22 protein-coding genes, 1 tRNA gene and 1 pseudogene are annotated in these 21,106 nt (G+C 67.0%); 9 read left to right on the plus strand and 15 right to left on the minus strand.

Going from position 1 to position 21,106, the window contains the following annotated elements; genetic code table 11:
- Positions 1-13: 13 nt before the first annotated feature.
- Positions 14-1,231: an MFS transporter gene (locus ACN20X_RS13715; RefSeq protein ID WP_016452407.1), complete on the minus strand. Its 1,218-nt coding sequence runs from the start codon at positions 1,229-1,231 to the stop codon at positions 14-16.
- A 106-nt stretch (positions 1,232-1,337) separates the two neighbouring features.
- Here ACN20X_RS13715 and ACN20X_RS13720 point away from each other — a divergent pair, with 106 nt between their 5' ends.
- Positions 1,338-2,294, plus strand: coding sequence for a LysR family transcriptional regulator (locus ACN20X_RS13720; protein WP_016452406.1), 957 nt, complete (start codon positions 1,338-1,340; stop codon positions 2,292-2,294).
- Between the two features lie 183 nt (positions 2,295-2,477).
- Here the strand turns inward: ACN20X_RS13720 and ACN20X_RS13725 are convergent, their stop codons facing one another.
- A complete protein-coding gene (locus ACN20X_RS13725; protein WP_016452405.1) occupies positions 2,478-2,741 on the minus strand; it encodes a hypothetical protein in 264 nt (87 codons plus the stop codon).
- 202 nt (positions 2,742-2,943) lie between these two features.
- Here ACN20X_RS13725 and ACN20X_RS13730 point away from each other — a divergent pair, with 202 nt between their 5' ends.
- A complete protein-coding gene (locus ACN20X_RS13730) occupies positions 2,944-3,237 on the plus strand; it encodes a DUF2789 domain-containing protein (RefSeq protein ID WP_016452404.1) in 294 nt (97 codons plus the stop codon).
- 86 nt (positions 3,238-3,323) lie between these two features.
- Complete coding sequence (locus tag ACN20X_RS13735) at positions 3,324-5,261, plus strand: hybrid sensor histidine kinase/response regulator (protein WP_016452403.1); 1,938 nt, start codon at positions 3,324-3,326, stop codon at positions 5,259-5,261.
- Positions 5,262-5,306: 45 nt separating this feature from the next.
- Here the strand turns inward: ACN20X_RS13735 and ACN20X_RS13740 are convergent, their stop codons facing one another.
- Entirely contained in the window at positions 5,307-5,732 is a 426-nt protein-coding gene (locus ACN20X_RS13740) for a hypothetical protein (RefSeq protein WP_227469615.1), read from the minus strand.
- 64 nt (positions 5,733-5,796) lie between these two features.
- Here ACN20X_RS13740 and ACN20X_RS13745 point away from each other — a divergent pair, with 64 nt between their 5' ends.
- The gene (locus tag ACN20X_RS13745; RefSeq protein WP_223275261.1) at positions 5,797-6,225 is read left to right on the plus strand and encodes a hypothetical protein; all 429 of its coding nucleotides are present in this window, start codon (positions 5,797-5,799) and stop codon (positions 6,223-6,225) included.
- 62 nt (positions 6,226-6,287) lie between these two features.
- On the opposite strand, the pseudogene ACN20X_RS13750 reads toward ACN20X_RS13745, so the two are convergent.
- Positions 6,288-7,058: pseudogene (locus ACN20X_RS13750) on the minus strand (sigma 54-interacting transcriptional regulator); the annotation flags it as partial.
- Positions 7,059-7,150: 92 nt separating this feature from the next.
- Here ACN20X_RS13750 and ACN20X_RS13755 point away from each other — a divergent pair.
- Both ACN20X_RS13755 and ACN20X_RS13760 read left to right on the plus strand, forming a co-directional pair.
- Complete coding sequence (locus ACN20X_RS13755) at positions 7,151-7,465, plus strand: alcohol dehydrogenase catalytic domain-containing protein (RefSeq protein ID WP_473210713.1); 315 nt, start codon at positions 7,151-7,153, stop codon at positions 7,463-7,465.
- Positions 7,420-7,884 carry a zinc-binding dehydrogenase gene (locus ACN20X_RS13760; RefSeq protein ID WP_223275263.1) on the plus strand — a complete coding sequence of 155 codons (465 nt, stop codon included), beginning with the start codon at positions 7,420-7,422 and terminating at the stop codon, positions 7,882-7,884. The genes ACN20X_RS13755 and ACN20X_RS13760 overlap by 46 nt, the downstream gene beginning before the upstream one ends.
- A gap of 76 nt (positions 7,885-7,960) precedes the next feature.
- Here the strand turns inward: ACN20X_RS13760 and ACN20X_RS13765 are convergent.
- Together ACN20X_RS13765 and ACN20X_RS13770 are read right to left on the minus strand one after the other, a co-directional pair.
- Positions 7,961-8,050, minus strand: a tRNA-Ser gene (locus ACN20X_RS13765).
- Positions 8,051-8,063: 13 nt separating this feature from the next.
- On the minus strand, positions 8,064-9,023 hold the full coding sequence (locus ACN20X_RS13770) for a LysR substrate-binding domain-containing protein (protein WP_034348790.1): 960 nt from the start codon (positions 9,021-9,023) through the stop codon (positions 8,064-8,066).
- A 185-nt stretch (positions 9,024-9,208) separates the two neighbouring features.
- On the opposite strand from ACN20X_RS13770, the gene ACN20X_RS13775 reads away from it, so the two are divergent.
- Positions 9,209-9,616 carry a tautomerase family protein gene (locus ACN20X_RS13775; RefSeq protein WP_016452398.1) on the plus strand — a complete coding sequence of 136 codons (408 nt, stop codon included), beginning with the start codon at positions 9,209-9,211 and terminating at the stop codon, positions 9,614-9,616.
- A 68-nt stretch (positions 9,617-9,684) separates the two neighbouring features.
- Here ACN20X_RS13775 and ACN20X_RS13780 read toward each other — a convergent pair whose 3' ends face one another.
- Both ACN20X_RS13780 and ACN20X_RS13785 read right to left on the minus strand, forming a co-directional pair.
- Complete coding sequence (locus ACN20X_RS13780) at positions 9,685-10,602, minus strand: SPFH domain-containing protein (RefSeq protein ID WP_016448907.1); 918 nt, start codon at positions 10,600-10,602, stop codon at positions 9,685-9,687.
- A 127-nt stretch (positions 10,603-10,729) separates the two neighbouring features.
- On the minus strand, positions 10,730-11,155 hold the full coding sequence (locus tag ACN20X_RS13785) for an NfeD family protein (protein ID WP_016448906.1): 426 nt from the start codon (positions 11,153-11,155) through the stop codon (positions 10,730-10,732).
- Between the two features lie 151 nt (positions 11,156-11,306).
- Here ACN20X_RS13785 and ACN20X_RS13790 point away from each other — a divergent pair, with 151 nt between their 5' ends.
- Positions 11,307-13,856 (plus strand): arginine/lysine/ornithine decarboxylase, encoded by a 2,550-nt coding sequence (locus ACN20X_RS13790; RefSeq protein WP_133073576.1) that lies wholly within the window; start codon positions 11,307-11,309, stop codon positions 13,854-13,856.
- 87 nt (positions 13,857-13,943) lie between these two features.
- On the opposite strand, the gene ACN20X_RS13795 is transcribed toward ACN20X_RS13790, so the two are convergent.
- The 3 genes from ACN20X_RS13795 to ACN20X_RS13805 all read right to left on the minus strand — a co-directional run bounded on the left by ACN20X_RS13795 (position 13,944) and on the right by ACN20X_RS13805 (position 17,378).
- Positions 13,944-14,993: a Bug family tripartite tricarboxylate transporter substrate binding protein gene (locus ACN20X_RS13795; RefSeq protein ID WP_016452396.1), complete on the minus strand. Its 1,050-nt coding sequence runs from the start codon at positions 14,991-14,993 to the stop codon at positions 13,944-13,946.
- A 145-nt stretch (positions 14,994-15,138) separates the two neighbouring features.
- Complete coding sequence (locus tag ACN20X_RS13800; protein ID WP_016452395.1) at positions 15,139-16,386, minus strand: CaiB/BaiF CoA transferase family protein; 1,248 nt, start codon at positions 16,384-16,386, stop codon at positions 15,139-15,141.
- Positions 16,387-16,424: 38 nt separating this feature from the next.
- The gene (locus tag ACN20X_RS13805) at positions 16,425-17,378 is read right to left on the minus strand and encodes a hydroxymethylglutaryl-CoA lyase (RefSeq protein ID WP_016452394.1); all 954 of its coding nucleotides are present in this window, start codon (positions 17,376-17,378) and stop codon (positions 16,425-16,427) included.
- A gap of 159 nt (positions 17,379-17,537) precedes the next feature.
- Here ACN20X_RS13805 and ACN20X_RS13810 point away from each other — a divergent pair, with 159 nt between their 5' ends.
- Entirely contained in the window at positions 17,538-18,269 is a 732-nt protein-coding gene (locus tag ACN20X_RS13810) for an IclR family transcriptional regulator (RefSeq protein ID WP_016452393.1), read from the plus strand.
- Positions 18,270-18,293: 24 nt separating this feature from the next.
- Here ACN20X_RS13810 and ACN20X_RS13815 read toward each other — a convergent pair whose 3' ends face one another.
- From ACN20X_RS13815 to fabI, 4 genes are all read right to left on the minus strand, one after another.
- Entirely contained in the window at positions 18,294-19,214 is a 921-nt protein-coding gene (locus tag ACN20X_RS13815; protein ID WP_016452392.1) for a ZIP family metal transporter, read from the minus strand.
- Between the two features lie 45 nt (positions 19,215-19,259).
- A complete protein-coding gene (locus ACN20X_RS13820) occupies positions 19,260-19,895 on the minus strand; it encodes a superoxide dismutase (protein WP_016452391.1) in 636 nt (211 codons plus the stop codon).
- A 67-nt stretch (positions 19,896-19,962) separates the two neighbouring features.
- Positions 19,963-20,088, minus strand: coding sequence for a hypothetical protein (locus tag ACN20X_RS13825; protein WP_016452390.1), 126 nt, complete (start codon positions 20,086-20,088; stop codon positions 19,963-19,965).
- A 215-nt stretch (positions 20,089-20,303) separates the two neighbouring features.
- Positions 20,304-21,104 (minus strand): enoyl-ACP reductase FabI, encoded by an 801-nt coding sequence (gene fabI / locus ACN20X_RS13830; RefSeq protein ID WP_016448897.1) that lies wholly within the window; start codon positions 21,102-21,104, stop codon positions 20,304-20,306.
- Positions 21,105-21,106 lie beyond the last annotated feature (2 nt).

Below are 21,106 nucleotides of genomic sequence, written 5' to 3' on the forward strand. Positions count from 1 at the left end.
CGGCCTGCCAGCTTCAGTGCTGGCGGCCGGCCAGCCGCACGCCCAGCGCTGCCGCCGATGCCGCGCAGGCCAGGGCTACCACGCCGCCCCAGCCCCATTGCGACAGGGCCAGCGCGCCCAGCGCGGAGCCCGAGGCCATGCCGATGAACACGCCCGTGAACAGCAGCGCATTGAGCCGGCTTCGCGCGGCAGGCTCCAGGCCGTACACCAGGGTCTGGTGCGCCACCAGCGTGGCCTGGATGCCGAAGTCGAAACCGATGGCGCTGGCCACCAGCAGCGGCAGCTGTGCGCCGGCCGGCAGCCAGGGCGACAGTGCCAGCACGGCGAACGATGCCAGGGCCAGGCCCGCACCCAGGCAGGTCACGCGCTGCGGGCCGCTGCGGTCGGCCAGCCGGCCTGCCAGCGGGGCGGCCAGCGCACCGGCCGCACCCGCCAGGCCCAGGGCGCCGGCAGCGGCGCTGCCCATGTGGAACTGCTGATGCAGCATCACGGCCAGCGTGGACCAGAACGCGCTGAAGGCCACCGACAGCAGGCCCTGTGCCAGTGCCGCGCGGCGCAGCGCAGGCTGGCTGCGCCACAGCTGCACCATGGAGCCCAGCAGCGCGCCATAGCCCAGTTGCGTGGTGGGTTTGAAACTGGGCAGCCCGCGCCACAGGGCCATCCCCAGCAGTGCCATGGCAGCGGCGGCCAGCAGGTAGACGCTGCGCCAGCCCCCATGCTCGGCCAGCAGGCCGCTGACCACGCGCGACAGCAAGATGCCCAGCAGCAGCCCCGTCATCACCGTGCCTACCACCTTGCCGCGCTGGTGCTCGGGCGCCAGCGTGGCGGCGGCCGGCACCACGTCCTGCGCCAGGGTGGCGGCCAGGCCCACGGCCAGGCTGGCAGCCAGCAGCGGCGCCAGGCCCGGAGCCAGCCCGCTGGCCAGCAGGGCCAGCATCAGCGCGGCGGTCTTGGCCAGGATGATGCGCCGGCGGTCCATGCGGTCGCCCAGCGGTGCCAGCAGCAAAATGCCCAGCGCATAGCCCAGCTGGGTCAGCGTGGGCACAAAGCCCACGGCGCGTTCGCCTGCGCCCAGGTCGGGGCCGAGCACCCCCAGCATGGGCTGGCTGTAGTAGAGCGAGGCCACGCCCACGCCCGCCGTGGTCGCCATCAGCAGCACCAGCGATGCCGGCACGCCGGCAGCCTGCGCGCCCGCAGCGCTTTGCATATGCGTAGATTGAATAGAAGACATGTTGAGGCGCCTGTCAGGCGCAGTTGAAAAGCGATGGCCGTAGTGTGGTGCGGCGCAGCACACCACGGTAGTGGCTGCGCCTGCAGAATCGATATACGCTTGGCGTATGACCCTTGCCGACCTTCCCCTGCCTTCTGGCGCTGACCGCATCGAACTGCTGCAGACCTTTGTGCGCATCGTCGAAAGCGGCAGTCTTTCGGCCGCTGCGCAGCAGATGTCCACCACCCAGCCCACGGTCAGCCGGCGCCTGCAGACGCTGGAGCGCGCGCTGGGCCTGCGCCTGCTGCGGCGCTCCACCCACGCCATGGCGCTGACCGACGACGGCCAGCGCTGCCTGGAGCATGCGCGCGAGCTGCTGGAGGCATGGCACGCGCTGGAGTCCGACCTGCGCGGCGCCCAGGACACGCCGCGCGGCCTGCTGCGCGTGGTCGCGCCCCACGCCTTTGGCCAAGACCAGCTCATGGCGCCGCTGCTGGCGTTTCTGGACCGCCATCCGGCCGTCAAGGTCGAATGGCTGCTGCATGACCGCCAGCCGAACTTCATTGCCGAAGGCATCGACTGCGCCGTGCAGGTCGGCACCGTGGTCGACCCTTCGGTGATTGCGCTGCGCGTGGCCGAGGTGCCGCGCATTGCCGTGGCCGCGCCTGCCTTGCTGGGGCAGGGCAGCGTGCCCCAGCACCCGCGCGAACTGCAGGGCCTGCCCTGGATTGCGCTGCGCACCTTCTACCAGCGCGAGCTGGAGCTGCACCGCGTGGGCGATGAGCGGGTCTGCAAATCCTGGCGCCTGCAGTTCGAGCCCCGGCTCAGCACCGACAGCCTTTATGCGCTGCGCAACGCCGCCCTGGGCGGACTGGGCGCGGCCCTGGCCTCGGCCTGGATCGTGCGCGAGGATCTGGAGGCCGGGCGCCTGGTGCATCTGGCGCCCGACTGGCAGGCGGCGCCGCTGCCCGTGCATCTGGTCTACCCACCCGCGCGCCACCAGCCGGCGCGGCTGCGCGCCTTCATTGCGGCCATGCGGGAAGTCATGCCGGGCCTGACGGGAATGCGCGCGCCGCTGCCCTGAGTTGCTTGCTTGCTGCATCGTGTCCGCCCACGGCACCAGCCCCGACCTGAACCTGCCCGGTGCGCCGCGCAGTGTGATGTTGGCGCTGCGGCACAGCTTCTGAGGCTGCGCCCGGCATGGCCGGGCTTCTCCAAAAGACAAAGGCCCACGCGAGTGGGCCTTGGTCTATCCGGGCGTTGCCGTCTACTCGGTCGCCTTCTTCAGCGATTCCTTGGCGTTCTCTGCCGACTGCTTGGAGCGCTTGTTGTGGTAGTCCGACTTGACGTTGTTCACGGCCTTGCCGACCGGCCCGCTGTCCTTGGCCTTGGCGTCGGCCTGCTTTTCCTTCACCTTGTGGTCTGCAGCGTCGGCGGCTTCGGAGGCGGCCTTGCCCACCTGGGCATGGACGGGTGACAGGGCAGCGGCAGCTGCGAAGGAAATGGCGGTGGCAAGCAGCAGTTTCTTCATGGAATGAAATGTCCTGTGATGAGATGGCTGCATGGTGCGCCGGACCGCCGAGGCAACCGTGTAGGAGCAGGGCTTTGCACGGCGCGGGCGCTGCGGCCCACTCGCAGAAGGGCCGCCGACGGCAGCTTGCTTCAGTGTCCGACATGGTGCCGCCTGCCGAGCTTCTAGCCTTGAGCCAACCCCGTCACAACAAGGACCCCCCATGATCACAGCCGAACCCACCATGACCAATCTTTTCGACCAGCTGGGTCTGGACTCCAGCCCGGAGGGCATCAAGCAGTTCATCCTCTCGCACCGGCTGGAAAAGGATACGCTGTTGGTGGATGCACCGTTCTGGACCGACGCGCAACGTGCCCTGTTCTCGCAGCAGTGGCATGCCGATGCGACCTGGGCACTGGTGGTGGATCAGCTCAGCGAGGCCTTGCATGCCGAGCCGGACCTCCAGGCTGCGCCTTCGCCCGCAATTGCCGGGCACGAGCAGGAGGCTCGTCCCTGATCCTGTGATGCAACCGCTTGCGATGAACCCGTGGTGCTTACAATTTTTCCGGCTCGTTCAACCCATTTGCCTACGGAGTCGTTCACATGCTGACCTCGACTGGTCTGGCGCCGGCCCCTGCAGGCTCCGACGCACAACTCCCCCTTGATCCGGGCCTTGCTGCTTTGGAGGCCTTTCCGGACGCAGTCTTCGTCGTCGGACTCGATGGGCGACTGGCGCGCTGCAACCGCCATGCGTTGAGCCTGCTGGAGCATTCCGGCGATGCCCTGGAGGGCAGTGTTTTCGAGGACCGCTTCGTCGCCAGCAGCGGGCGCGCAGGCTGGTTCAACAGCCAGTGCGAGCCCGCCGGCGCCGCACGGCAGGCCAGACGCTGGCCCTTGCTGACCTGCACGGGACGCGAGCGGCCCGTGGCCTCATGCAGCTCGCGCGTACGGCTCGGCGATGGCAGCCTGGCCCTGCTGCTGAGTGTGCGCGAGGCGGATGCACCCCCGTCCGGGACATCGCAGGCTTTGGCCGTGCCTTCCCGGTCCAGCCCTCTTTCCAGCGCCGAGCGCAGCTTTGCCTTGCTGGTGCAGAGCGTGACCGACTGTGCGATCTACATGCTGGATCCCGAGGGCCGCATCGTCAGCTGGAACCTGGGTGCCAAGCGCATCAAGGGCTATGAAGAGGACGAGGTCCTCCATACCCATTTCTCGCGCTTTTACACACCAGAGGACCAGCAGGCGGGGCTGCCACAGGCGGGACTGCGCACGGCCGTCAGCACCGGCCGCATGGAGGCCGAAGGCCTGCGCGTGCGCAAGGACGGCTCGCGTTTTTGGGCATCGGTCGTGATCGATGCCATCTACGACGAGGGCCAACTGATCGGTTTTGCCAAGGTCACGCGTGATGTGACGGAGCGCAAGGCTGCCGAGGCCCAGCTGCGCCAGGCCTTGAAGATGGAGGCTATCGGCCGCTTCACGGGCGGGGTGGCCCATGATTTCAACAATCTGCTGATGGCCGTGCTCAGCAGCCTGGAATTGCTGCGCAAGCGCATGCCGCCCGACGATCGCCTGCGTTCGCTGGTGGAGATCGCCACGCGCGGCGCACAGCGCGGTGCCTCGCTGACCCAGCGCATGATGGCCTTTGCGCGGCAGCAGGAATTGAAGACGCAGGCCGTGGACGTCGCTGTGCTGCTGACCGGGATGCAAGGCCTGCTGCAGCAGACGGCTGGCCCGCATATCTTTCTGAAGATGGCCCTGGCCTCAGACCTGCCGCGCATCGCCACCGACCCCAGCCAGTTCGAGAGCAGCATCCTCAGCCTGGTTGCCAATGCGCGCGATGCCATGCCGGGCGGCGGCGTCATCAAGATCACGGCGGCCGTGGAAACCACGCTGCCGCGCCAGCTTGCGGGCCTGGCCTCGGGCTCGTATGTCTGCGTGCGCGTGGTGGACACCGGCGAGGGCATGGACGAACAGACACTCTCGCATGTGGTCGAGCCCTTCTTCACCACCAAGGGCGTGGGCAAGGGCACCGGCCTGGGCCTGGCCATGGTGGACGGGCTGGTGGCCCAGTCCGGCGGCAAGCTCGTGCTGCACAGCGCCCTGGGCAGCGGCACCACGGTGGAGATGTGGATGCCCGTCTCCAAAGACGAAAGCACGGCCTGCCATCTGGGCGGGCAAAGCGTGCAGGACGTGGGGCCCCTGGATGTGCTGCTGGTGGATGACGACCCGCTGGTGAGGGCCAATGCCTCGGCCCTGCTGGAAGACCTGGGCCACCGCGTCACGACCCTGAGCGCCGGGCAGGAGGCCATCGACCTGCTGGCGCGCCAGGCACGCTTTGACGTGGTCATCTCCGACTACGCCATGCCCGGCATGAACGGCGTCGAGCTGGCCGAACACATTGCGCAGCGGTATCCGGGCTTGAATTTCATCCTGGCCAGCGGCTTTGCAGACATCCCGGCGCTGCCGCCTGGAATGACGCGGCTGGCCAAGCCGTATTCGCAGGAGGATCTGAGCCAGTTGCTGCATCAGTTGGTGAGGGCGTGAGCACCCATCGAGATGGCCTGCGAAGCGTTTTCGCAAGCCATCACATCAAGATGGCAGGGTGGAAACAATGGCGCGATTGGCCTGCAGGTGGGCTTCAATCGACGCCAATTGCGCGTCGTAGTCACTGATGACTTGCTGCGCGGAGGTACTCCGCGGCATCCTTGTTTTTAGAAAAACAAGAACGGGTATGACGATCAAGGAAAGCATCCACGCCAACGTGAGCGCAGTGTTGAGGGCAGTCATCTTGATCTGGTTTATCGCCGTAGGACCCGCAAGAAGCAGGACGAGGAAGCTGATGCCGGCCAGCTTCAACCTTCGGCCGCGGGCGTGTGCACGCTTCTTTTGATGGGCTTCCAACGCTTGTGCACGCAGCGCAAGAATCTGCTGCTTTTCTTGCGTCAGCCTTGGAATGGCCAGTTCTGCGGCTGTGCGATCCGTGCCCCGTTGGATGGCGTGAAGGGAGTTTTCCACCTTTTTCAGTGAAATGATTCCGCCTTGACGTTCAAGAATTTGGGCGCTTCCGCAATGCGCGCAGATGAAGCGTTCCGTATCACTTCCAATCTCCAGTGGAGCGGAGCAATTGGCACAAGACAAGCTGTATATCGGCAAGCCACTCTCCCGTTTTTCTGGGGCAATCCAAAGCCAAAGCTGCCCATACATGCCAAGTCACCCGGCCGTATTCATTGCTTCGCCCATGGGCAGCGAGCCGGGCAGTGTAGCGCTGAATGCGGCGGGTTTGACGAGGCTGCATGCGCAGCCGGACCTGCTCCAGTTGTTGCAGCCGTGGGGGGAGGGCTCAGACACCTGCCTTCTCGAACAGCCGGCGCAATACCTGCATGGGCAGGAACCTGACCTTTCGCCGTTTCAGTTCCCGCCGGAACAGGCGCTCGCGTTCAATGAAGTTGATCTTGGGTTTCATCTTTTTTGGGGCTGCAATGGACGAAACGCGCCAATCTACTGGTGAACGCCGCAGCTGCTGTAACACCGTGTCAGCGATGCTTCGGGATTGCCGGTTGCCGCTCGGCCCTATGGCCCGCGCCATTGGGCATGCCGCACGCCCAGCTGCAGCTGCTGGATGCGGCGGTGGATGGTGGAGCGGCTGACGCCGAGCTGGCGCGCGGCCTCTGAGACGTTGCCCTGGCATTGGGCAAGCAGTTGCTCCAGCGCCTGTGCGGCGGGCTCGCTGGTGTTGCTGGCCAGGGCGGCGGTGCAGGGCGGGGCATTGTGCAGCGCGTCGGGCAGGTGGTCGGGCTCGATGCTGCCGTCGCCATCGTTCCCGCACAGGGCTGCGGCGTAGCGCAGCGCGTTGTGCAGCTCGCGCAGGTTGCCGGGCCATGCGTGCGCGGCCAGCAACGCGCGGGCCGCGTCGCCCAGGTGCAGATGGCTGCCCAGCGTGGCCAGCATCTGGTCGGCAATGGCCTGCAGGTCGCTGCGCTGGCGCAGGGCGGGCAGTTGCAGCTCGGCGGCATTGAGGCGGTAAAGCAGGTCTTCGCGGAAGCTGCCGCGCCGCACCAATTCGGCCAGCGGCCGGTGTGAGGCCGAGATGACGCGAACGGACACCGCCCGTGGCGCGCGGGCGCCCAGCGGGGTGATTTCGGATTCGGACAGGACACGCAGCAGCTTGGCTTGCAGGGCCAGTGGCATATCGCCGATCTCGTCGAGGAACAGCGTGCCTTCGTGCGCCGCGGCGATCAGGCCCTCGCGGCCCTTGCTGGCGCCGCCGGTCCAGGTGCCGGGCAGGTAGCCGAACAGCTCGCTTTCCAGCAGTGCCTCGGGAATGGCTGCGCAGTTACCTGCAGCAAGTTCATCACCTGCGGTAAGGCCGAATAGTCGCCATGGGGCGGCTGTGCCGCCCGCCAACCCAGCCTTGCAAAACAGAAAGTTCAATCATGAAAGCAGCACGTTTCCACGACCGGGGCGACATCCGCATCGAGGACATCCCCGAACCCGTGGTGGAGCCCGGCACCGTGGGCATCGAAGTGGCCTGGTGCGGCATCTGCGGCACGGATCTGCATGAGTTCATGGAAGGGCCGATCTTCATCCCGCCCTGCGGCCACCCGCATCCCATCTCGGGCGAGTCCGCATCCATCACCATGGGGCATGAGTTCTCGGACGTGGTGGCGGGCTGTCCGAGCGCATTGCCGTCAAGCGCCGCTGGGTGCATCCCATCTCCGATGCCATTCCACTGGACCAGGCCGCGCTGATCGAGCCGCTGTCCGTGGGCCACCATGCCTACACCCGCAGCGGAGCGAAGGCCGGCGATGTGGCACTGGTGGGCGGCGCCGGCCCCATCGGCCTGCTGCTGTCGGCCATCCTCAAGGCCAAGGGCCTGACCGTCGTCATCACCGAGCTCAGTGCCAAGCGCAAGCAAAAGGCGCGTGAATCGGGCGTGGCCGATCACATCCTGGACCCCTCCGAGGTGGACGTGGTGGCCGAGGTGATGAAGCTCACCGGCGGCAAGGGCGTGGATGTGTCGTTCGAACGTGCACAGCGTGGTCATGAAGCAGCTGGACGTGCGCGGCACCATTGCCTACTGCAACGACCACCAGGAAACCATCAAGCTGGTCGAGGAGGGCAAGATCAACCTCGAGCCCTTCATCACCCAGTGCATCCAGCTCGATGACCTGATGCCTGCCGTGTGGTCACGCTGCGCAAAGAAAAAAGCCCTTGATTGAATCAATCAAGGGCTTAGATCATTTTGGCGGAGAGGGCGGGATTCGAACCCGCGGTGGGGATTAGCCCACACACGCTTTCCAGGCGTGCGACTTAAACCGCTCATCCACCTCTCCGAAGACCGCGATTCTAGCATCGATTTTTTGGGGTGGCCGCGAAGTTTCCTGCATGCGTGATCGATATGCCCTGGACGGCTGGCGCTTCGGGCATGGCCCGTGCCTGCGCCTGCAGCCAGTTGCAGAAGATGTCGAGCCGGGTCTGCGCCGCAGTGCTGCGGCGCAGCGCCAGGTAGCGGTAGCCGGAGGCCGTGAAGCCGAAGGGCGCCAGCAGGCGGCCGGCCTGCACGTCGTCCATCACGAGGTGCCAGGGGGCGACGGCCGCGCCCAGGCCCCGCAGCGCAGCTTCCAGCGTGAAGTAGTAGTGCTCGTAGACGGGGCCGGCCGCTGCGGGCGGGGCCATGTCCATGGAGGCGGCCCACAGGTCCCAGGCGTTGCGCCGGCCGCGTGTGTGCAGCAAGGGGAGGCTGGCCAGTTCTTCAGGCTGCTGGAGGCGTCCTGCCATGGCCGGGGACATCACCGGGCCCAGGTATTCGGCGAAAAGAGGCAGGGACGTCTCGTTGTCTGCAAGGGCCTCGCCGCTGTCGTGCGTAATGGCCGTGATGAGCAGGTCGCAGCCTTCGCGTGCAGCGTCGGTGCCGGTGTCGGTGGTGCGCAGGCGCACCTCGATGCCGGGGTGGTGCGCGTGAAAGTCGAACAGCCGGGGGATCAGCCATTTGACGGTGAAGGTGCTGAAGCAGGCCACGTCCAGAGGGCCTTCGTGGGCGTCGCCCAGGCTGCGCACCGCCTCATGGATCTGCTCGAAGGCCTGGGTCAGCGCCGGCTGCAGGGTGCGCGCTGCCGCGGTGAGCGTGGGGCGGGCCTTGGTGCCTGCGAACAGCGGCAGGCCCAGGTGCTGCTCCAGCTGCCTGACCTGGCGGCTGACGGCGCCGGGCGAGACGCACAGCTCGTCCGCAGCCGCCGTCATGCGGCCCAGGCGTGCGGCGGCTTCAAAGGCGCGCAGGGCGGCCAGCGGGGGCAGGCGGCGGGTCATGGGTCGGGTCATGGGTCGGGTCACGGGGCGGGTGGAGGCTATGTGAGTTCCAGGTACATAGAACCGGCCGAATCATCGCTTTTCAGGCCATGGGCCGGTCGGTAGATTTGCCGCTTCGGCTGGCAATCCTGCGTGGATTCTGGCCGGACTTTCCCTCTCCATTCGATCCCAAAGCACATAGCACCATGCCCTTCGTCCACACCTATCTGCCCCAGTCCACCTCCACTTCCCAGCGCGATGCCGTCGTGCAGGGCATTCACCGCGCCCTGGTGGAGGGCATCGGCATGCCCGAGGACGAACTGTTCAACATGGTGCATCCGTACGCTCCCGGGCAGTTCGCGTTCAGCCGCAGTTTCAACGGGGTAGCGCGTTCGGATGCGGTGGTGGTGGTCGAGATCACCATGCGGCGCGGGCGCAGCGATGCGATGAAGAAGGCCTTGTATTCGGCCATTGCGCGCAATCTGCACGAAGGGGCGGGGGTTGCGCCGGCCGACGTGTTCATCTTCATGCATGAGAACGACTACTCGGACTGGTCCGTGGGCCACGGGCGCTTCGCCATGGGCCTGGTGCAGCAGGTGGGCGCACCCGCCTGATCCGCACAACACCGCTGCAATGAAAAACGGGCCGCGATGGCCCGTTGTTCATGGCGTGGCGGCGGCTCTCAGCTGGTGCGCTGGCCGGTCTGGATCATCTTCATGGCCGAGGTGATCAGGCTGGAGACTTCGGTCATGTTGCTGGGCACGATCAGCGTGGTGGTGGCGTCAGAGGCGACCTGGCCATAGGCCTCGACGGCCTTTTCGGCGACCTTGAGCTGCACGGCCTGCTCGCCACCGGGCTGGCGGATGGCGTTGGCCACGCGTTCGATGGCCTGGGCCGTGGCGTCTGCGACCGCCTTGATGGATTCGGCCTCGCCCTGGGCCTTGTTGATGACGGCCTGCTTCTCGCCTTCGGAGCGGGCGATAAAGGCTTCGCGCTCGCCCGTGGCGATGTTGATCTGTTCCTGGCGGCGGCCTTCGGAGGCTGCGATCAGGGCGCGCTTTTCGCGCTCGGCCGTGATCTGGGCCTGCATGGAGCGCAGGATTTCGGCCGGCGGCGTCAGGTCCTTGATTTCATAGCGCAGCACCTTCACGCCCCAGTTGAGCGCGGCCTCGTCGATGGCGGAGACCACCTGGGCGTTGATCATGTCGCGCTCCTCGAAGGTCTTGTCCAGTTCGAGCTTGCCGATCACGGAACGCAGCGAGGTCTGGGCCAGCTGGGTGACGGCCATGATGTAGTTGGACGAGCCGTAGCTGGCGCGCATGGGATCGGTGACCTGGAAGTAGAGGATGCCATCCACCTGCAGCTGGGTGTTGTCGCGCGTGATGCAGACCTGGCTGGGCACGTCCAGCGGGATTTCCTTGAGGCTGTGCTTGTAGGCCACGCGGTCCACGAAGGGCACGAGGAAGTTCAGGCCGGGCGTGAGCGTGCCGGCGTACTTGCCGAGGCGTTCCTTGACCCAGGCGTGCTGCTGGGGCACTACCTTGATGGACCGTGCGATGAAGATGGCCGCGATGACCAGAATGACGATGGCGATTTCCATGGTGTCTCCAGGCCCCGGAGGGGCGTTCGGTGAAACAAGAGGGCGGCGGGACGGCTGGCGGATGGTGCCTGCCACTATGCCCGATGCAGATGCCCGCGCCGTGAAGCGCGGGCGTGGGGATGGGCAATCAGAGTTTGTCCACCAGCAGCCGGTTGCCGACGACCTCGGCCACGCGGTGCATGCCGGCAGAGGGCAGGTTGCCCGGACGGCTGATCACGGTCCATTGGGCGCCGCGGTAGCGGACCTGGGCCGTGCCGTCGGAGTTCCATTGCTCGACCATGACGGATTCGCCGACATCGAGGTTAACGTCGCGGTTGCTGGAGGCGGGCTGGCGGCTGGGCAGGCGCCGGCGCACCAGGTAGCAGGCCAGTACGAAGGCGCTGCCGAGCACGGCGGCAATGACGAGCTGGGCAATGGGCGCCAGGCCCATGTGGGCGCACAGCGCGCCGACGATGGCGCCCAGTGCCAGCATCAGCAGATAGAAGCTGCCGGTCAGCAATTCGGCGATGACCAATGCGCCGGCGACGAGCCACCAGATGGTGGAATATTCCATTCCCAGACTCCCTGTTTGTGACGGTTGCTTGTGTTTAGTGCACCACATTCTGGGTGAAAAGCCGCACGCTTCAAAGGCGCAATAAGGATATTCCTTACACTTCGCGCCTGTTTCGTTTTTTAGGCCCGCTCAGGTTACGGAGGCTGCCCCCATGAAGTTTCGCTTTCCCATCGTCATCATCGACGAGGACTACCGTTCCGAGAACACCTCGGGCCTGGGCATCCGCGCCCTGGCACAGGCCATCGAGCAAGAAGGTTTCGAGGTGCTGGGGGTGACCAGCTACGGCGACCTGTCACAGTTCGCGCAGCAGCAAAGCCGGGCCAGTGCCTTCATCCTGTCCATCGATGACGAGGAGTTCTCGCTGGGTGGCGAAAGCGATCCCGTGATCCACAGCCTGCGCAGCTTCATCGGCGAAGTGCGCCGCAAGAACGCCGATGTGCCGATCTACATCTACGGCGAGACCAAGACCAGCCGCCACCTGCCCAACGACATCCTGCGCGAGCTGCACGGCTTCATCCACATGTTCGAGGACACGCCGGAGTTCGTGGCCAAGCACATCATCCGCGAGGCCAAGAGCTACCTGGAAGGCGTGCAGCCGCCGTTCTTCAAGGCGCTGCTGGACTATGCGGAAGACGGCTCCTACAGCTGGCACTGCCCCGGACACTCGGGCGGCGTGGCCTTCCTCAAGAGCCCCGTGGGCCAGATGTACCACCAGTTCTACGGCGAGAACATGCTGCGCGCCGACGTGTGCAACGCGGTGGAGGAACTGGGCCAATTGCTGGACCACAACGGCGCCATCGGCGAGAGCGAGCGCAATGCCGCGCGCATCTTCAATGCCGATCACTGCTACTTCGTGACCAACGGCACGTCCACGTCGAACAAGATCGTCTGGCACCACGCCGTGGCGCCCGGCGACGTGGTCGTGGTGGACCGCAACTGCCACAAGTCCATCCTGCACTCCATCATCATGACGGGTGCGATTCCGGTGTTCCTCAAGCCCACGCGCAACCACTTCGGCATCATCGGCCCGATCCCGCAAAGCGAGTTCTCGGTGGAGTCCATCCAGGCCAAGATCGCGGCCAATCCGCTGCTCAAGGGCGTGGATGCCAAGACGGTCAAGCCCCGCGTGCTGACGCTGACGCAGTCCACCTACGACGGCGTGCTCTACAACACCGAGACCATCAAGAGCATGCTGGACGGCTATGTGGCCAACCTGCACTTCGATGAGGCCTGGCTGCCGCACGCTGCCTTCCACCCGTTCTATGGCAGCTACCACGCCATGGGCAAGAAGCGCGCGCGCCCCAAGCACTCGGTGGTGTATGCCACGCAGTCCATCCACAAGCTGCTGGCCGGCATCAGCCAGGCATCGCATGTGCTGGTGCAGGACAGCCAGACCGAAAAGCTGGACCACCACCTGTTCAACGAGGCGTACCTGATGCACACCTCGACCAGCCCCCAGTACAGCATCATCGCCAGCTGCGACGTGGCCGCCGCGATGATGGAGCCGCCCGGCGGCACGGCCCTGGTGGAAGAGTCGATTCTGGAGGCGCTGGACTTCCGCCGTGCCATGCGCAAGGTCGAAGACGAGTTCGGCGACGACGACTGGTGGTTCGAGGTCTGGGGTCCCGAGAAACTGGCCGATGAAGGCGTCGGCTCGGCCCAGGACTGGATCATCCGCGGCCAGGACGCGGCGCCCAAGCGCTCCAAGGCCAAGAACGGCAAGGAGTTCGACAACTGGCACGGCTTTGGCGAACTGGCCGACGGCTTCAACATGCTGGACCCGATCAAGTCCACCATCGTGACGCCGGGCCTGGACCTGGACGGCGATTTCTCGGACACGGGCATCCCGGCCTCCATCGTGACCAAGTACCTGGCCGAGCACGGCGTGGTGGTGGAGAAGACGGGCCTGTACTCGTTCTTCATCATGTTCACCATCGGCATCACCAAGGGCCGCTGGAACACCATGCTGACTGCGCTGCAGCAGTTCAAGGACGACTACGACCGCAACCAGCCGCTGGCACGCATCCTGCCCGAGTTCTGCCAGCAGCACCGCCGCTACGAGCGCATGGGCCTGCGCGACCTGTGCCAGCACGTGCACGAGCTGTACGCCAAGTACGACATCGCCCGCCTGACGACCGAGATGTATCTGTCGGACCTCAAGCCCGCGATGAAGCCCAGCGATGCCTACGCCCACATCGCGCACCGCAAGACCGAGCGCGTGGAAATCGACCACCTGGAAGGCCGCATCACCGTGGGCCTGGTCACGCCGTACCCGCCCGGCATTCCGCTGCTGATCCCCGGCGAGGTGTTCAACCGCAAGATCGTGGATTACCTGCTGTTCGCGCGTGAGTTCGCCAAGGAGTGCCCTGGCTTCGAGACCGACATCCACGGCCTGGTGGAGCTGGAGGACGCGGACGGCGAGGTGCGCTACTACGCCGACTGCGTGGCCCAGGCCGCTCCTGCCCGCAAGGTGCCGGCTGCCGGCAAGTCTGTGGCCGGAAAATCCGCAGCGGCCAAGGCGGCGGCAAAGCCCGCTGCCAAAAAGGCCGTGAAGGCTGCTGCCGTCAAGGCGCCGGCCAAGCGCCCCGCAGCGGCCCGCAAGGCCGGGTCGGCGCCGGAAGTCGGCACGGCTGCCAAGCCGGCGCGTGGCCGCAAGATGGTGCAGGTGGGCGATGATGGCCCCTTCGGCCGCACGATCTGATCGGCTGGCCGGCTGACGACGGCCCGTCAAAAAGGCGCGGTGCCCGCAAGGGGCGCCGCGCCTTTTTTCTTGCCCGCTGTTTGCCACTCACTCCAGGCGGATCCTGGCATCGCGGATCAGCGCGGCCCAGTCCGTCTGCTCCTTGAGCAGGTACCGGGCCGCGTCCTGCATGCTGCCGCCCAGGGCCGTGCTGCCCTCGGCCTGCAGTTGCTGCTGCACGGCGGGCTGCTGCAGGGCCGCGTTCACGGCGGTATTCATCTTCTGCACGACGGCGGCCGGCGTGCCCTTGGGCGCGACGATCAGCTTCCAGTCCACGGCCTCGAAGCCTGCATAGCCCGACTCGGCCACGGTGGGTACCTCCGGCAGGATGGGCAGGCGCCTGGCCGAGGTCACTGCCAGGGCGCGCAGCTTGCCGCCCTTGAGCAGCGGATAGACGGCCTGGGGCGTGCCGAACATGTAGTGCGTCTGCTTGCCCAGCAGGTCGGTCACGGCCGGCGCTGCGCCCTTGTAGGGCACGTTGAGCACCTGGATGCCGGCCTTGAAGGCCAGCATCTCGCCGGCCAGGTGGCCCACCGTGCCCGTCGATGCCAGTCCCTGGCGGATGCCGCCCGGGTCGGCCTTGGCGGCCTTGACCAGGTCCTGCACCGATTTCCATGGCGAGTCCTGCGGCACGACCAGCACCGTGGGCTGGGCGGCGACCAGGGCCACGGGGATCAGGTCGGTGCGGGGGTTGAAGGGCATGCTGGGCAGCAGGGCGGGGTTGATGGCGAGGTTGGCGGTCTGGCCCATGCCGAAGGTATAGCCATCCGGCGCGGACTTGGCCACCGCATCCAGCCCGATGTTGCCGCCCGCGCCGGGCTTGTTGTCCACCACCACGGTCCATTGGTTCAGCGTGCCCACGCGCTCGCTGATCTGGCGCGCGACCGCGTCCGTGCCGCCGCCCGGCGTGTAGGGCACGACCATGCGCACTGCGCGCGAGGGCCAGTTGCCGGGCTGGGCCTGGGCCGCCAGCGGGAGCAGGGCGGCAGCCAATGCGGGCAGGGCGCACAGCAGCAACTGGCGGCGCGGGGCGGAACAAGGGCGGGCCTGTGTCTGTGTCCGGTTTTGGGCGGCCGGGTTGCGGTGGATGGCGGGCATGGTGTTGTCTCCGGGAATTTTTGGGAAAAGGCCTCCCCGCCGGGCGCGCGGCAAGCGTCGTCCGGTGTGGGGTGGATGGGGTGCAAGGTTGCAGGGGCGCCGCGCGTCGGGTGGACGGCGGCGGCTTCAGTGGCTCAGCCTGGCATCAATGGGAGGCCTTGGCATGGCTGTCGGTGGTCTCGCCCCGGGCCAGGGCCAGGGCCTGCTCGCTGCTGTAGCCCAGTGCGGTGAGGATCTCCAGGCTGTGCTCGCCCAGGCGCGGGGGCGACAGGCGCACATCCAGGCGCTTGCCGTCCAGCGTGAAGGGCAGCAGCACGGTCTTGGTCTCGCGGCCATCGGGCAGGGTGATGGGGGCCAGCGCGCCCGTGGCGTTCAGGTGCGGGTCTTGCAGCAGGTCCTGCGGGCGTGCGATGGGGGCGAAGGGCAGGCCGTTCTTCTCGAAGACCTCGGCAATGTGGGCGGCGCTGTGCGGGGCCATCTTCTCGCGCAGCAGCGGCATCAGCCAGCTGCGCGCCAGCACGCGGTCGTTGTTGCTGCCAAGGCGCGGATCGTCGCGCAGCTCGCCCAGGCCGAAGGCATCGCAGAACAGGCGCCAGGCGCCGTCGCTGACCACGGCCAGGAAGATCTGCTCGCCGCCCTGGACCTCGAACACGTCGTAGATGGCCCAGGCCGAGATGCGTGCCGGCATGGGCGCGGCCGGCTTGCCGGTGACGGCGAACTGCATCATGTGCTGGGCGACCAGGAAGATGTTGTTCTCGAACAGTGCGCTTTGCACTTCCTGGCCGCGCCCGGTCTTCTCGCGCTGGGCCAGGGCAGCCATCGCGCCCATGGCGCCGAACATGCCGCCCATGATGTCGTTGACGCTGGCACCGGCGCGCAGCGGGTCGCCGGGGCGGCCCGTCATGTAGGCCAGGCCGCCCATCATCTGCACCACCTCGTCCAGCGCCGTGCGGTGCTCGTAGGGGCCTGGCAGAAAGCCCTTGTGGCTCACGTAGATGAGGCGCTCGAAGCGGTCCTTGAGGCTGTCGTAGTCCAGCCCCAGCCTGCGCATGGTGCCGGGCTTGAAGTTCTCGCAGACCACGTCGGCCGTGGCGATCAGGCGCAGCGCGGCCTGCTTGCCTTCCTCGGTCTGCAGGTCCAGCGTCACGCTCTTCTTGTTGCGGTTGAACAGCGGGAAAAAGCCCGAGCCCGAACCCAGCAGCTTGCGCGTGGCATCGCCGTCGCGGCCGTGGCCCACGGGCTCGATCTTGATGACTTCGGCGCCCAGGTCGGCCAGCATCATGCCGCAGGACGGGCCCATGACCATGTGGGTGAACTCGACCACGCGGATGCCTGCGTAGGGCAGTGGCGTGGCCTGGCCTGCGGCCGTGTCGGGGGAGGTGGGTTGGCTCATGGGAAACGGTGAATGAATGAATGGGTTGTCGCCGCGGCTCAGGCCGGTGCGTAGGGGTGGGGCGCAAAGCCCTTGGGCAGTCCGGCCAGCGGCGTCATGCCGTGCAGCTCCTCGCCGGGCAGGCCAGCGGCCAGCGGCTGGCGGGCGGCGATCAGGCGATCGATGTCCACGCCGGTGCGGATGCCCATGGCCTCGAACATGAAGACCAGGTCTTCGGTGACCACGTTGCCCGAGGCGCCCGGCGCGTACGGGCAGCCACCCAGGCCGGCCAGCGAGGCATCGAAGGTGCGCGCGCCAGCCTCGTAGGCGGCCAGGCAGTTGGCCAGGCCCAGGCCGCGCGTATTGTGCATGTGGGCCGCGCCTGCCTGTTCGCCCAGCTCGGCCCGCAGCCGTGTGAACAGGCGCCGCACCTGGGCCGGGTTGGCCATGCCCGTGGTGTCGGACAGGCCCGATTCGTCGGCGCCCGCCGCCACGCAGGCCAGGGCCAGTGCAATCACTTCGTCCTCGGGCACCAGGCCCTGCAGCGTGCAGCCGAAGGCCGTGGAGATGCCCGCCTCGATCAGGGCCTGCGGCGCGATCTCGTCGCGCAGCGCGGCAATGGCCCGCACCTCGTCCACCATCTGCATGGGGGTCTTGCGCACATTGGCCATGGAGTGCGCGGGGCTGGCCGATACGGGCAGGGTGACCTTGTGGACGCCGGCGCGCAGCGCAGCCTCGGCGCCGCGCAGATTGGGGACCAGGGCCATCACGGTGACGCCGGGCAGCGTGATGGCGTGGGCGACCACCTCGGCCGCGTCGGCCATCTGGGGCAGCAGCTTGGGCGAGACGAAGGAGCCGACCTCGATCTCCTGCAGGCCCGAATGGGCCAGGGCGTCGATCCACGCCAGCTTGTGCGCTGTGGACATGGTGGAGGCCACGGACTGCAGGCCATCGCGCGGGCCGACTTCGCTGATGAGTACGTCAAAACGGTGGGAGGACATGGGCAGGGACATCCGGGGGTGGGTGACGATGACCGCAGGATTCGCCTGTTGACATCGGTTGCTTGAGTCGTTCTAATAGATAGAACTTGATTCTCTCTATTGAAATATTCCCTGCTGCACGCGCCATCGTCAAGCCTGCGTGCCTGGGGTTTTCCCTTGGGTGCCTTCGATATGCCTCGCAAATCAGTGACGGAATCGGTAGCCGACGAGAACGCCGCGCCGGGCGGCGTGGCTGCGGTGGACCGGGCCTTGAGCCTGCTGGCCGCCTTTGGCGACGGAGATGACGGGCTGACGCTGGCCCAGCTGTCGGAACGCACGCGCCTGTACAAGAGCACCGTGCTGCGGCTGCTGGCTTCGCTGGAGCATGGCGGCTGGGTGCTGCGCATGGATGATGGCCGCTATGCCGTGGGCCCGGCCGTGGCACGGCTGAACACCGTGTATGCCCGGCATTTCTCGCTGGACAGCGTGGTCATGCCCGTGCTGCGTACCCTGGTGCAGGCCACGGGCGAGAGTGCGGCCTACCACGTGCGCCAGGGGCAGGACCGGCTGTGCCTGTACCGCGTGGATTCGCCCCACCCCGTGCGCGACCATGCGCGCACCGGCGATCTGCTGCCGCTGGGGCAGGGCGCGGGCGGGCGGGTGCTGTCCGCGTTCGATGCCGAGCTGTACGCCGCATCGCGCGGCGGCAGTCGCACGCAGCTGGCCCGCGTGCGCGCCGATGGCTACTGCGCCATGGTGGGAGACAGGCACCGGGAGATCGCCGGGATTTCTGCCCCGGTCTTCAAGCGCGATGGAGAGTTGGCAGCGGCACTGACACTGACCATGCCAGCCCACCGCTACGAGGAGCGCCACGCCCGCCATGTGCTGGCGGCGGCGCGGGAGCTGGGGCTCTTGCTGCCCTGAGCCAGGCGTGCGCGGTGCGCGGACTCAGCCCAGCGCCGTGTCCAGCACCATCATCAGCACAAAGCCCAGCATGAGGCCGCCCGTGGCAAAGGCCTCGTGGCCCTTGCGGTGCGACTCGGGAATGATCTCGTGGCTGATCACGAAGAGCATGGCGCCTGCCGCAAAGCCCAGGCCCCAGGGAAGCAGCGCGGCCGAGCCGCTGACGATGACTGCGCCCAGCACGGCGCCCAGCGGCTCCACCAGGCCCGATGCCATGCCCAGCGCCACGGCAAAGCTGCGCTTGTAGCCCGCAGCCAGCAGGGCCACGGCGACCACCAGGCCCTCGGGCACATCCTGGATGGCAATGCCTGTGGCCAGCGCATTGGCGCGCAGTCCGTCGTTGCCCGCATAGCCCACGCCGATGGCCAGGCCTTCGGGCAGGTTGTGCAGGGCAATGGCAAAGACGAACAGCCAGGTGCGCTGCAGCTTGCGCGCGCCTTGCGGGTCCAGGCCTTCGCGGCCCTTGATGAAGTGCTCGTGCGGCAGCAGCCGGTCCATGAGCATGAGCGCCGCGCCGCCCAGCAGGATTGCCGTGCCGATGACAGCGCCTGCCGCCCAGCTCCCGCCCCCAAACAGGCCCTGCGTACGCACCGCCTCCAGCCCCGGCAGGATCAGCGAGAAGGCGCAGGCCGCCAGCATGACGCCGGCGCCAAAGCCGAACAAGGTGTCCTGCGTGCGCTCGGACAGGCGCTGGGACAGCATCACGGGCACGGTGCCCAGGGCTGTCGCCAGCGCGGCTGCCGAGCCGCCGGCCAGGGCCTGGAAGACCACCGGATGGTTCTGGGCATAGGCCCAGAACTGGCTGGTGAGCGCCCAGGCGCCGGCCATCATGATGGCCAGGCCGATCCACAGGCGGATGTTGGACCGTACGCTGGTCTTGGAGCGGAAGCGTTGTGGCAGATCCATGCTGGTCGGGAATGGGTTGGGGCGTTGGCGGGCAGGCTTGGCCGATCAGCCGCGGGCTGCGGCGTAGCGGCGGGCCACTTCGGCCCAGCTGACTACGTTGTAGAACGCCGCGATGTATTCGGGGCGGCGATTCTGGTACTTGAGGTAGTAGGCGTGTTCCCACACGTCCAGGCCCAGGATGGGGGTGGCTCCGGAGCCGATGCCGGCCATCAGCGGACTGTCCTGGTTGCCGCTGCTTTCCACGGCCAGCTTGCCGTCCTTGCCCACCACGAGCCACGCCCAGCCGCTGCCAAAGCGCGTGAGCGCGGCCTGGGTGAAGGCGGCCTTGAAGGCATCGAAGCCCCCCAGCTCCCTGTCGATGGCCTGGGCCAGCTCGCCCGAGGGGGCGCCTCCGCCACCCTGGTCTGCCGGGGCCATCACGGTCCAGAACAGGCTGTGGTTGGCATGGCCGCCGCCGTTGTTGCGCACGGCGCCGCGCACGCCTTCGGGCAGCAGGGACAGGTCGGCGATCAGCTGCTCCACGGGCTGGCTGCCGTGCCGCGTGTCCTTGAGTGCGGCATTCAGGTTGTTCACATAGGTCTGATGGTGCTTGGTGTAGTGGATCTCCATGGTCTGCGCATCGATATGGGGCTCCAGCGCGTCGTAGGCGTAGTTCAGGGGAGGCAGGGTGTAGTTGCTCATGTGGTTTCTTTCAGGGACTACGGGGGAAATCGGTGCGTCGTAAGGCGTGTGGGGGCGAGACCTGCAGTCAGTGCGCCAGCCGCGAGGGCGGGGCCGTTGCCGCGATGTCGAAGACCCGGGACGAGGCCGGCTGTGCCGCATCGATGGGGGCTGGAACGGGAGAGGGCAGGCTGAGGTCAGGGGTTGCTTGCATCTCTGCTGGCTCCGAGGGTTTCAGAGATTCCTTGATATTGATCTGAGAATTGTATTATTCATGAGAATCATTCTCATTCAAAACAAAAATGACTTCAGTCAAGCCGATGTGTATTTCCTTGCGCGTGCAGGCAGGACCCGCAGTCGTGGGTTCCGGGCGAAAAAAAGCCCCGCAGGCGGCAATGCCTGCGGGGCCGGTCGGGTGGCGGTGGCCGCTTAGACCTGGTCGGCCGACAGGCCTGCAGTCTGGCTGAAGCCGCCGTCCACGTAGGTGATCTCGGCCGTCACGCCCGAGGCGAGGTCCGACAGCAGGAAGGCGGCCACATTGCCCACATCCTCGATGGTCACGTTGCGGCGCAGCGGCGATGCATCGGCCACGCGGCCCAGCAGCTTGCCGAAGTCCTTGATGCCCGATGCGGCCAGCGTCTTGATGGGACCGGCCGAGATGCCGTTGGCGCGGATGGCGCGGCCGTCTGCCGTGCGGCCCACGGCCTCGGCCAGGTAGCGCACCGAGGCTTCCAGCGATGCCTTGGCCAGGCCCATGGTGTTGTAGTTGGGGATGGAGCGCAGCGCGCCCAGGTACGACAGCGTCAGCAGCGAGGACTTGTCATTGAGGTAAGGCAGGGCCGCCTTGGCCATCGCGGGGAAGCTGTAGGCGCTGATGTCGTGCGCGATCTTGAAGCCCTCGCGCGACAGGCCTTCCAGGAAGTTGCCGGCGATGGCCTCGCGCGGCGCGAAGCCGATGCTGTGCACGAAGCCGTCGAACTTGCCCCAGGTGGCGCCCAGGTCGGCGAACAGCTTGTCGATCTGGGCGTCGTCGGCCACGTCGCAGTCGAAGATCAGCTTGGAGTCGAATTCTGCGGCGAACTCGGTGATGCGGTCCTTGAAGCGCTCGCCCACATAGCTGAACGCCAGCTCCGCGCCCTGTGCGTGGCAGGCCTTGGCGATGCCGTAGGCGATGGAGCGGTTGGACAGAACGCCCGTGATCAGCAGTTTTTTACCGGCGAGAAAGCCCATTG

The organism is Delftia sp. PX-1 (assembly GCF_055797465.1).

What these genes read in the sequence shown, in the direction of transcription:
- ACN20X_RS13720 (WP_016452406.1), top strand. Translation starts at nt 1,338, where the DNA reads ATGACCCTTGCCGACCTTCCCCTGCCTTCTGGCGCTGACCGCATCGAA.
- ACN20X_RS13725 (WP_016452405.1), bottom strand. Translation starts at nt 2,741, where the DNA reads ATGAAGAAACTGCTGCTTGCCACCGCCATTTCCTTCGCAGCTGCCGCT.
- ACN20X_RS13790 (WP_133073576.1), top strand. Translation starts at nt 11,307, where the DNA reads ATGAAGTTTCGCTTTCCCATCGTCATCATCGACGAGGACTACCGTTCC.
- ACN20X_RS13715 (WP_016452407.1), bottom strand. Translation starts at nt 1,231, where the DNA reads ATGTCTTCTATTCAATCTACGCATATGCAAAGCGCTGCGGGCGCGCAG.
- ACN20X_RS13770 (WP_034348790.1), bottom strand. Translation starts at nt 9,023, where the DNA reads ATGACCCGCCGCCTGCCCCCGCTGGCCGCCCTGCGCGCCTTTGAAGCC.
- ACN20X_RS13775 (WP_016452398.1), top strand. Translation starts at nt 9,209, where the DNA reads ATGCCCTTCGTCCACACCTATCTGCCCCAGTCCACCTCCACTTCCCAG.
- ACN20X_RS13780 (WP_016448907.1), bottom strand. Translation starts at nt 10,602, where the DNA reads ATGGAAATCGCCATCGTCATTCTGGTCATCGCGGCCATCTTCATCGCA.
- ACN20X_RS13800 (WP_016452395.1), bottom strand. Translation starts at nt 16,386, where the DNA reads ATGAGCCAACCCACCTCCCCCGACACGGCCGCAGGCCAGGCCACGCCA.
- ACN20X_RS13735 (WP_016452403.1), top strand. Translation starts at nt 3,324, where the DNA reads ATGCTGACCTCGACTGGTCTGGCGCCGGCCCCTGCAGGCTCCGACGCA.
- ACN20X_RS13815 (WP_016452392.1), bottom strand. Translation starts at nt 19,214, where the DNA reads ATGGATCTGCCACAACGCTTCCGCTCCAAGACCAGCGTACGGTCCAAC.
- ACN20X_RS13820 (WP_016452391.1), bottom strand. Translation starts at nt 19,895, where the DNA reads ATGAGCAACTACACCCTGCCTCCCCTGAACTACGCCTACGACGCGCTG.
- ACN20X_RS13810 (WP_016452393.1), top strand. Translation starts at nt 17,538, where the DNA reads ATGCCTCGCAAATCAGTGACGGAATCGGTAGCCGACGAGAACGCCGCG.
- ACN20X_RS13785 (WP_016448906.1), bottom strand. Translation starts at nt 11,155, where the DNA reads ATGGAATATTCCACCATCTGGTGGCTCGTCGCCGGCGCATTGGTCATC.
- ACN20X_RS13825 (WP_016452390.1), bottom strand. Translation starts at nt 20,088, where the DNA reads ATGCAAGCAACCCCTGACCTCAGCCTGCCCTCTCCCGTTCCAGCCCCC.
- ACN20X_RS13745 (WP_223275261.1), top strand. Translation starts at nt 5,797, where the DNA reads ATGAAGCGTTCCGTATCACTTCCAATCTCCAGTGGAGCGGAGCAATTG.
- ACN20X_RS13795 (WP_016452396.1), bottom strand. Translation starts at nt 14,993, where the DNA reads ATGCCCGCCATCCACCGCAACCCGGCCGCCCAAAACCGGACACAGACA.
- ACN20X_RS13755 (WP_473210713.1), top strand. Translation starts at nt 7,151, where the DNA reads ATGAAAGCAGCACGTTTCCACGACCGGGGCGACATCCGCATCGAGGAC.
- ACN20X_RS13730 (WP_016452404.1), top strand. Translation starts at nt 2,944, where the DNA reads ATGATCACAGCCGAACCCACCATGACCAATCTTTTCGACCAGCTGGGT.
- ACN20X_RS13805 (WP_016452394.1), bottom strand. Translation starts at nt 17,378, where the DNA reads ATGTCCCTGCCCATGTCCTCCCACCGTTTTGACGTACTCATCAGCGAA.
- fabI (WP_016448897.1), bottom strand. Translation starts at nt 21,104, where the DNA reads ATGGGCTTTCTCGCCGGTAAAAAACTGCTGATCACGGGCGTTCTGTCC.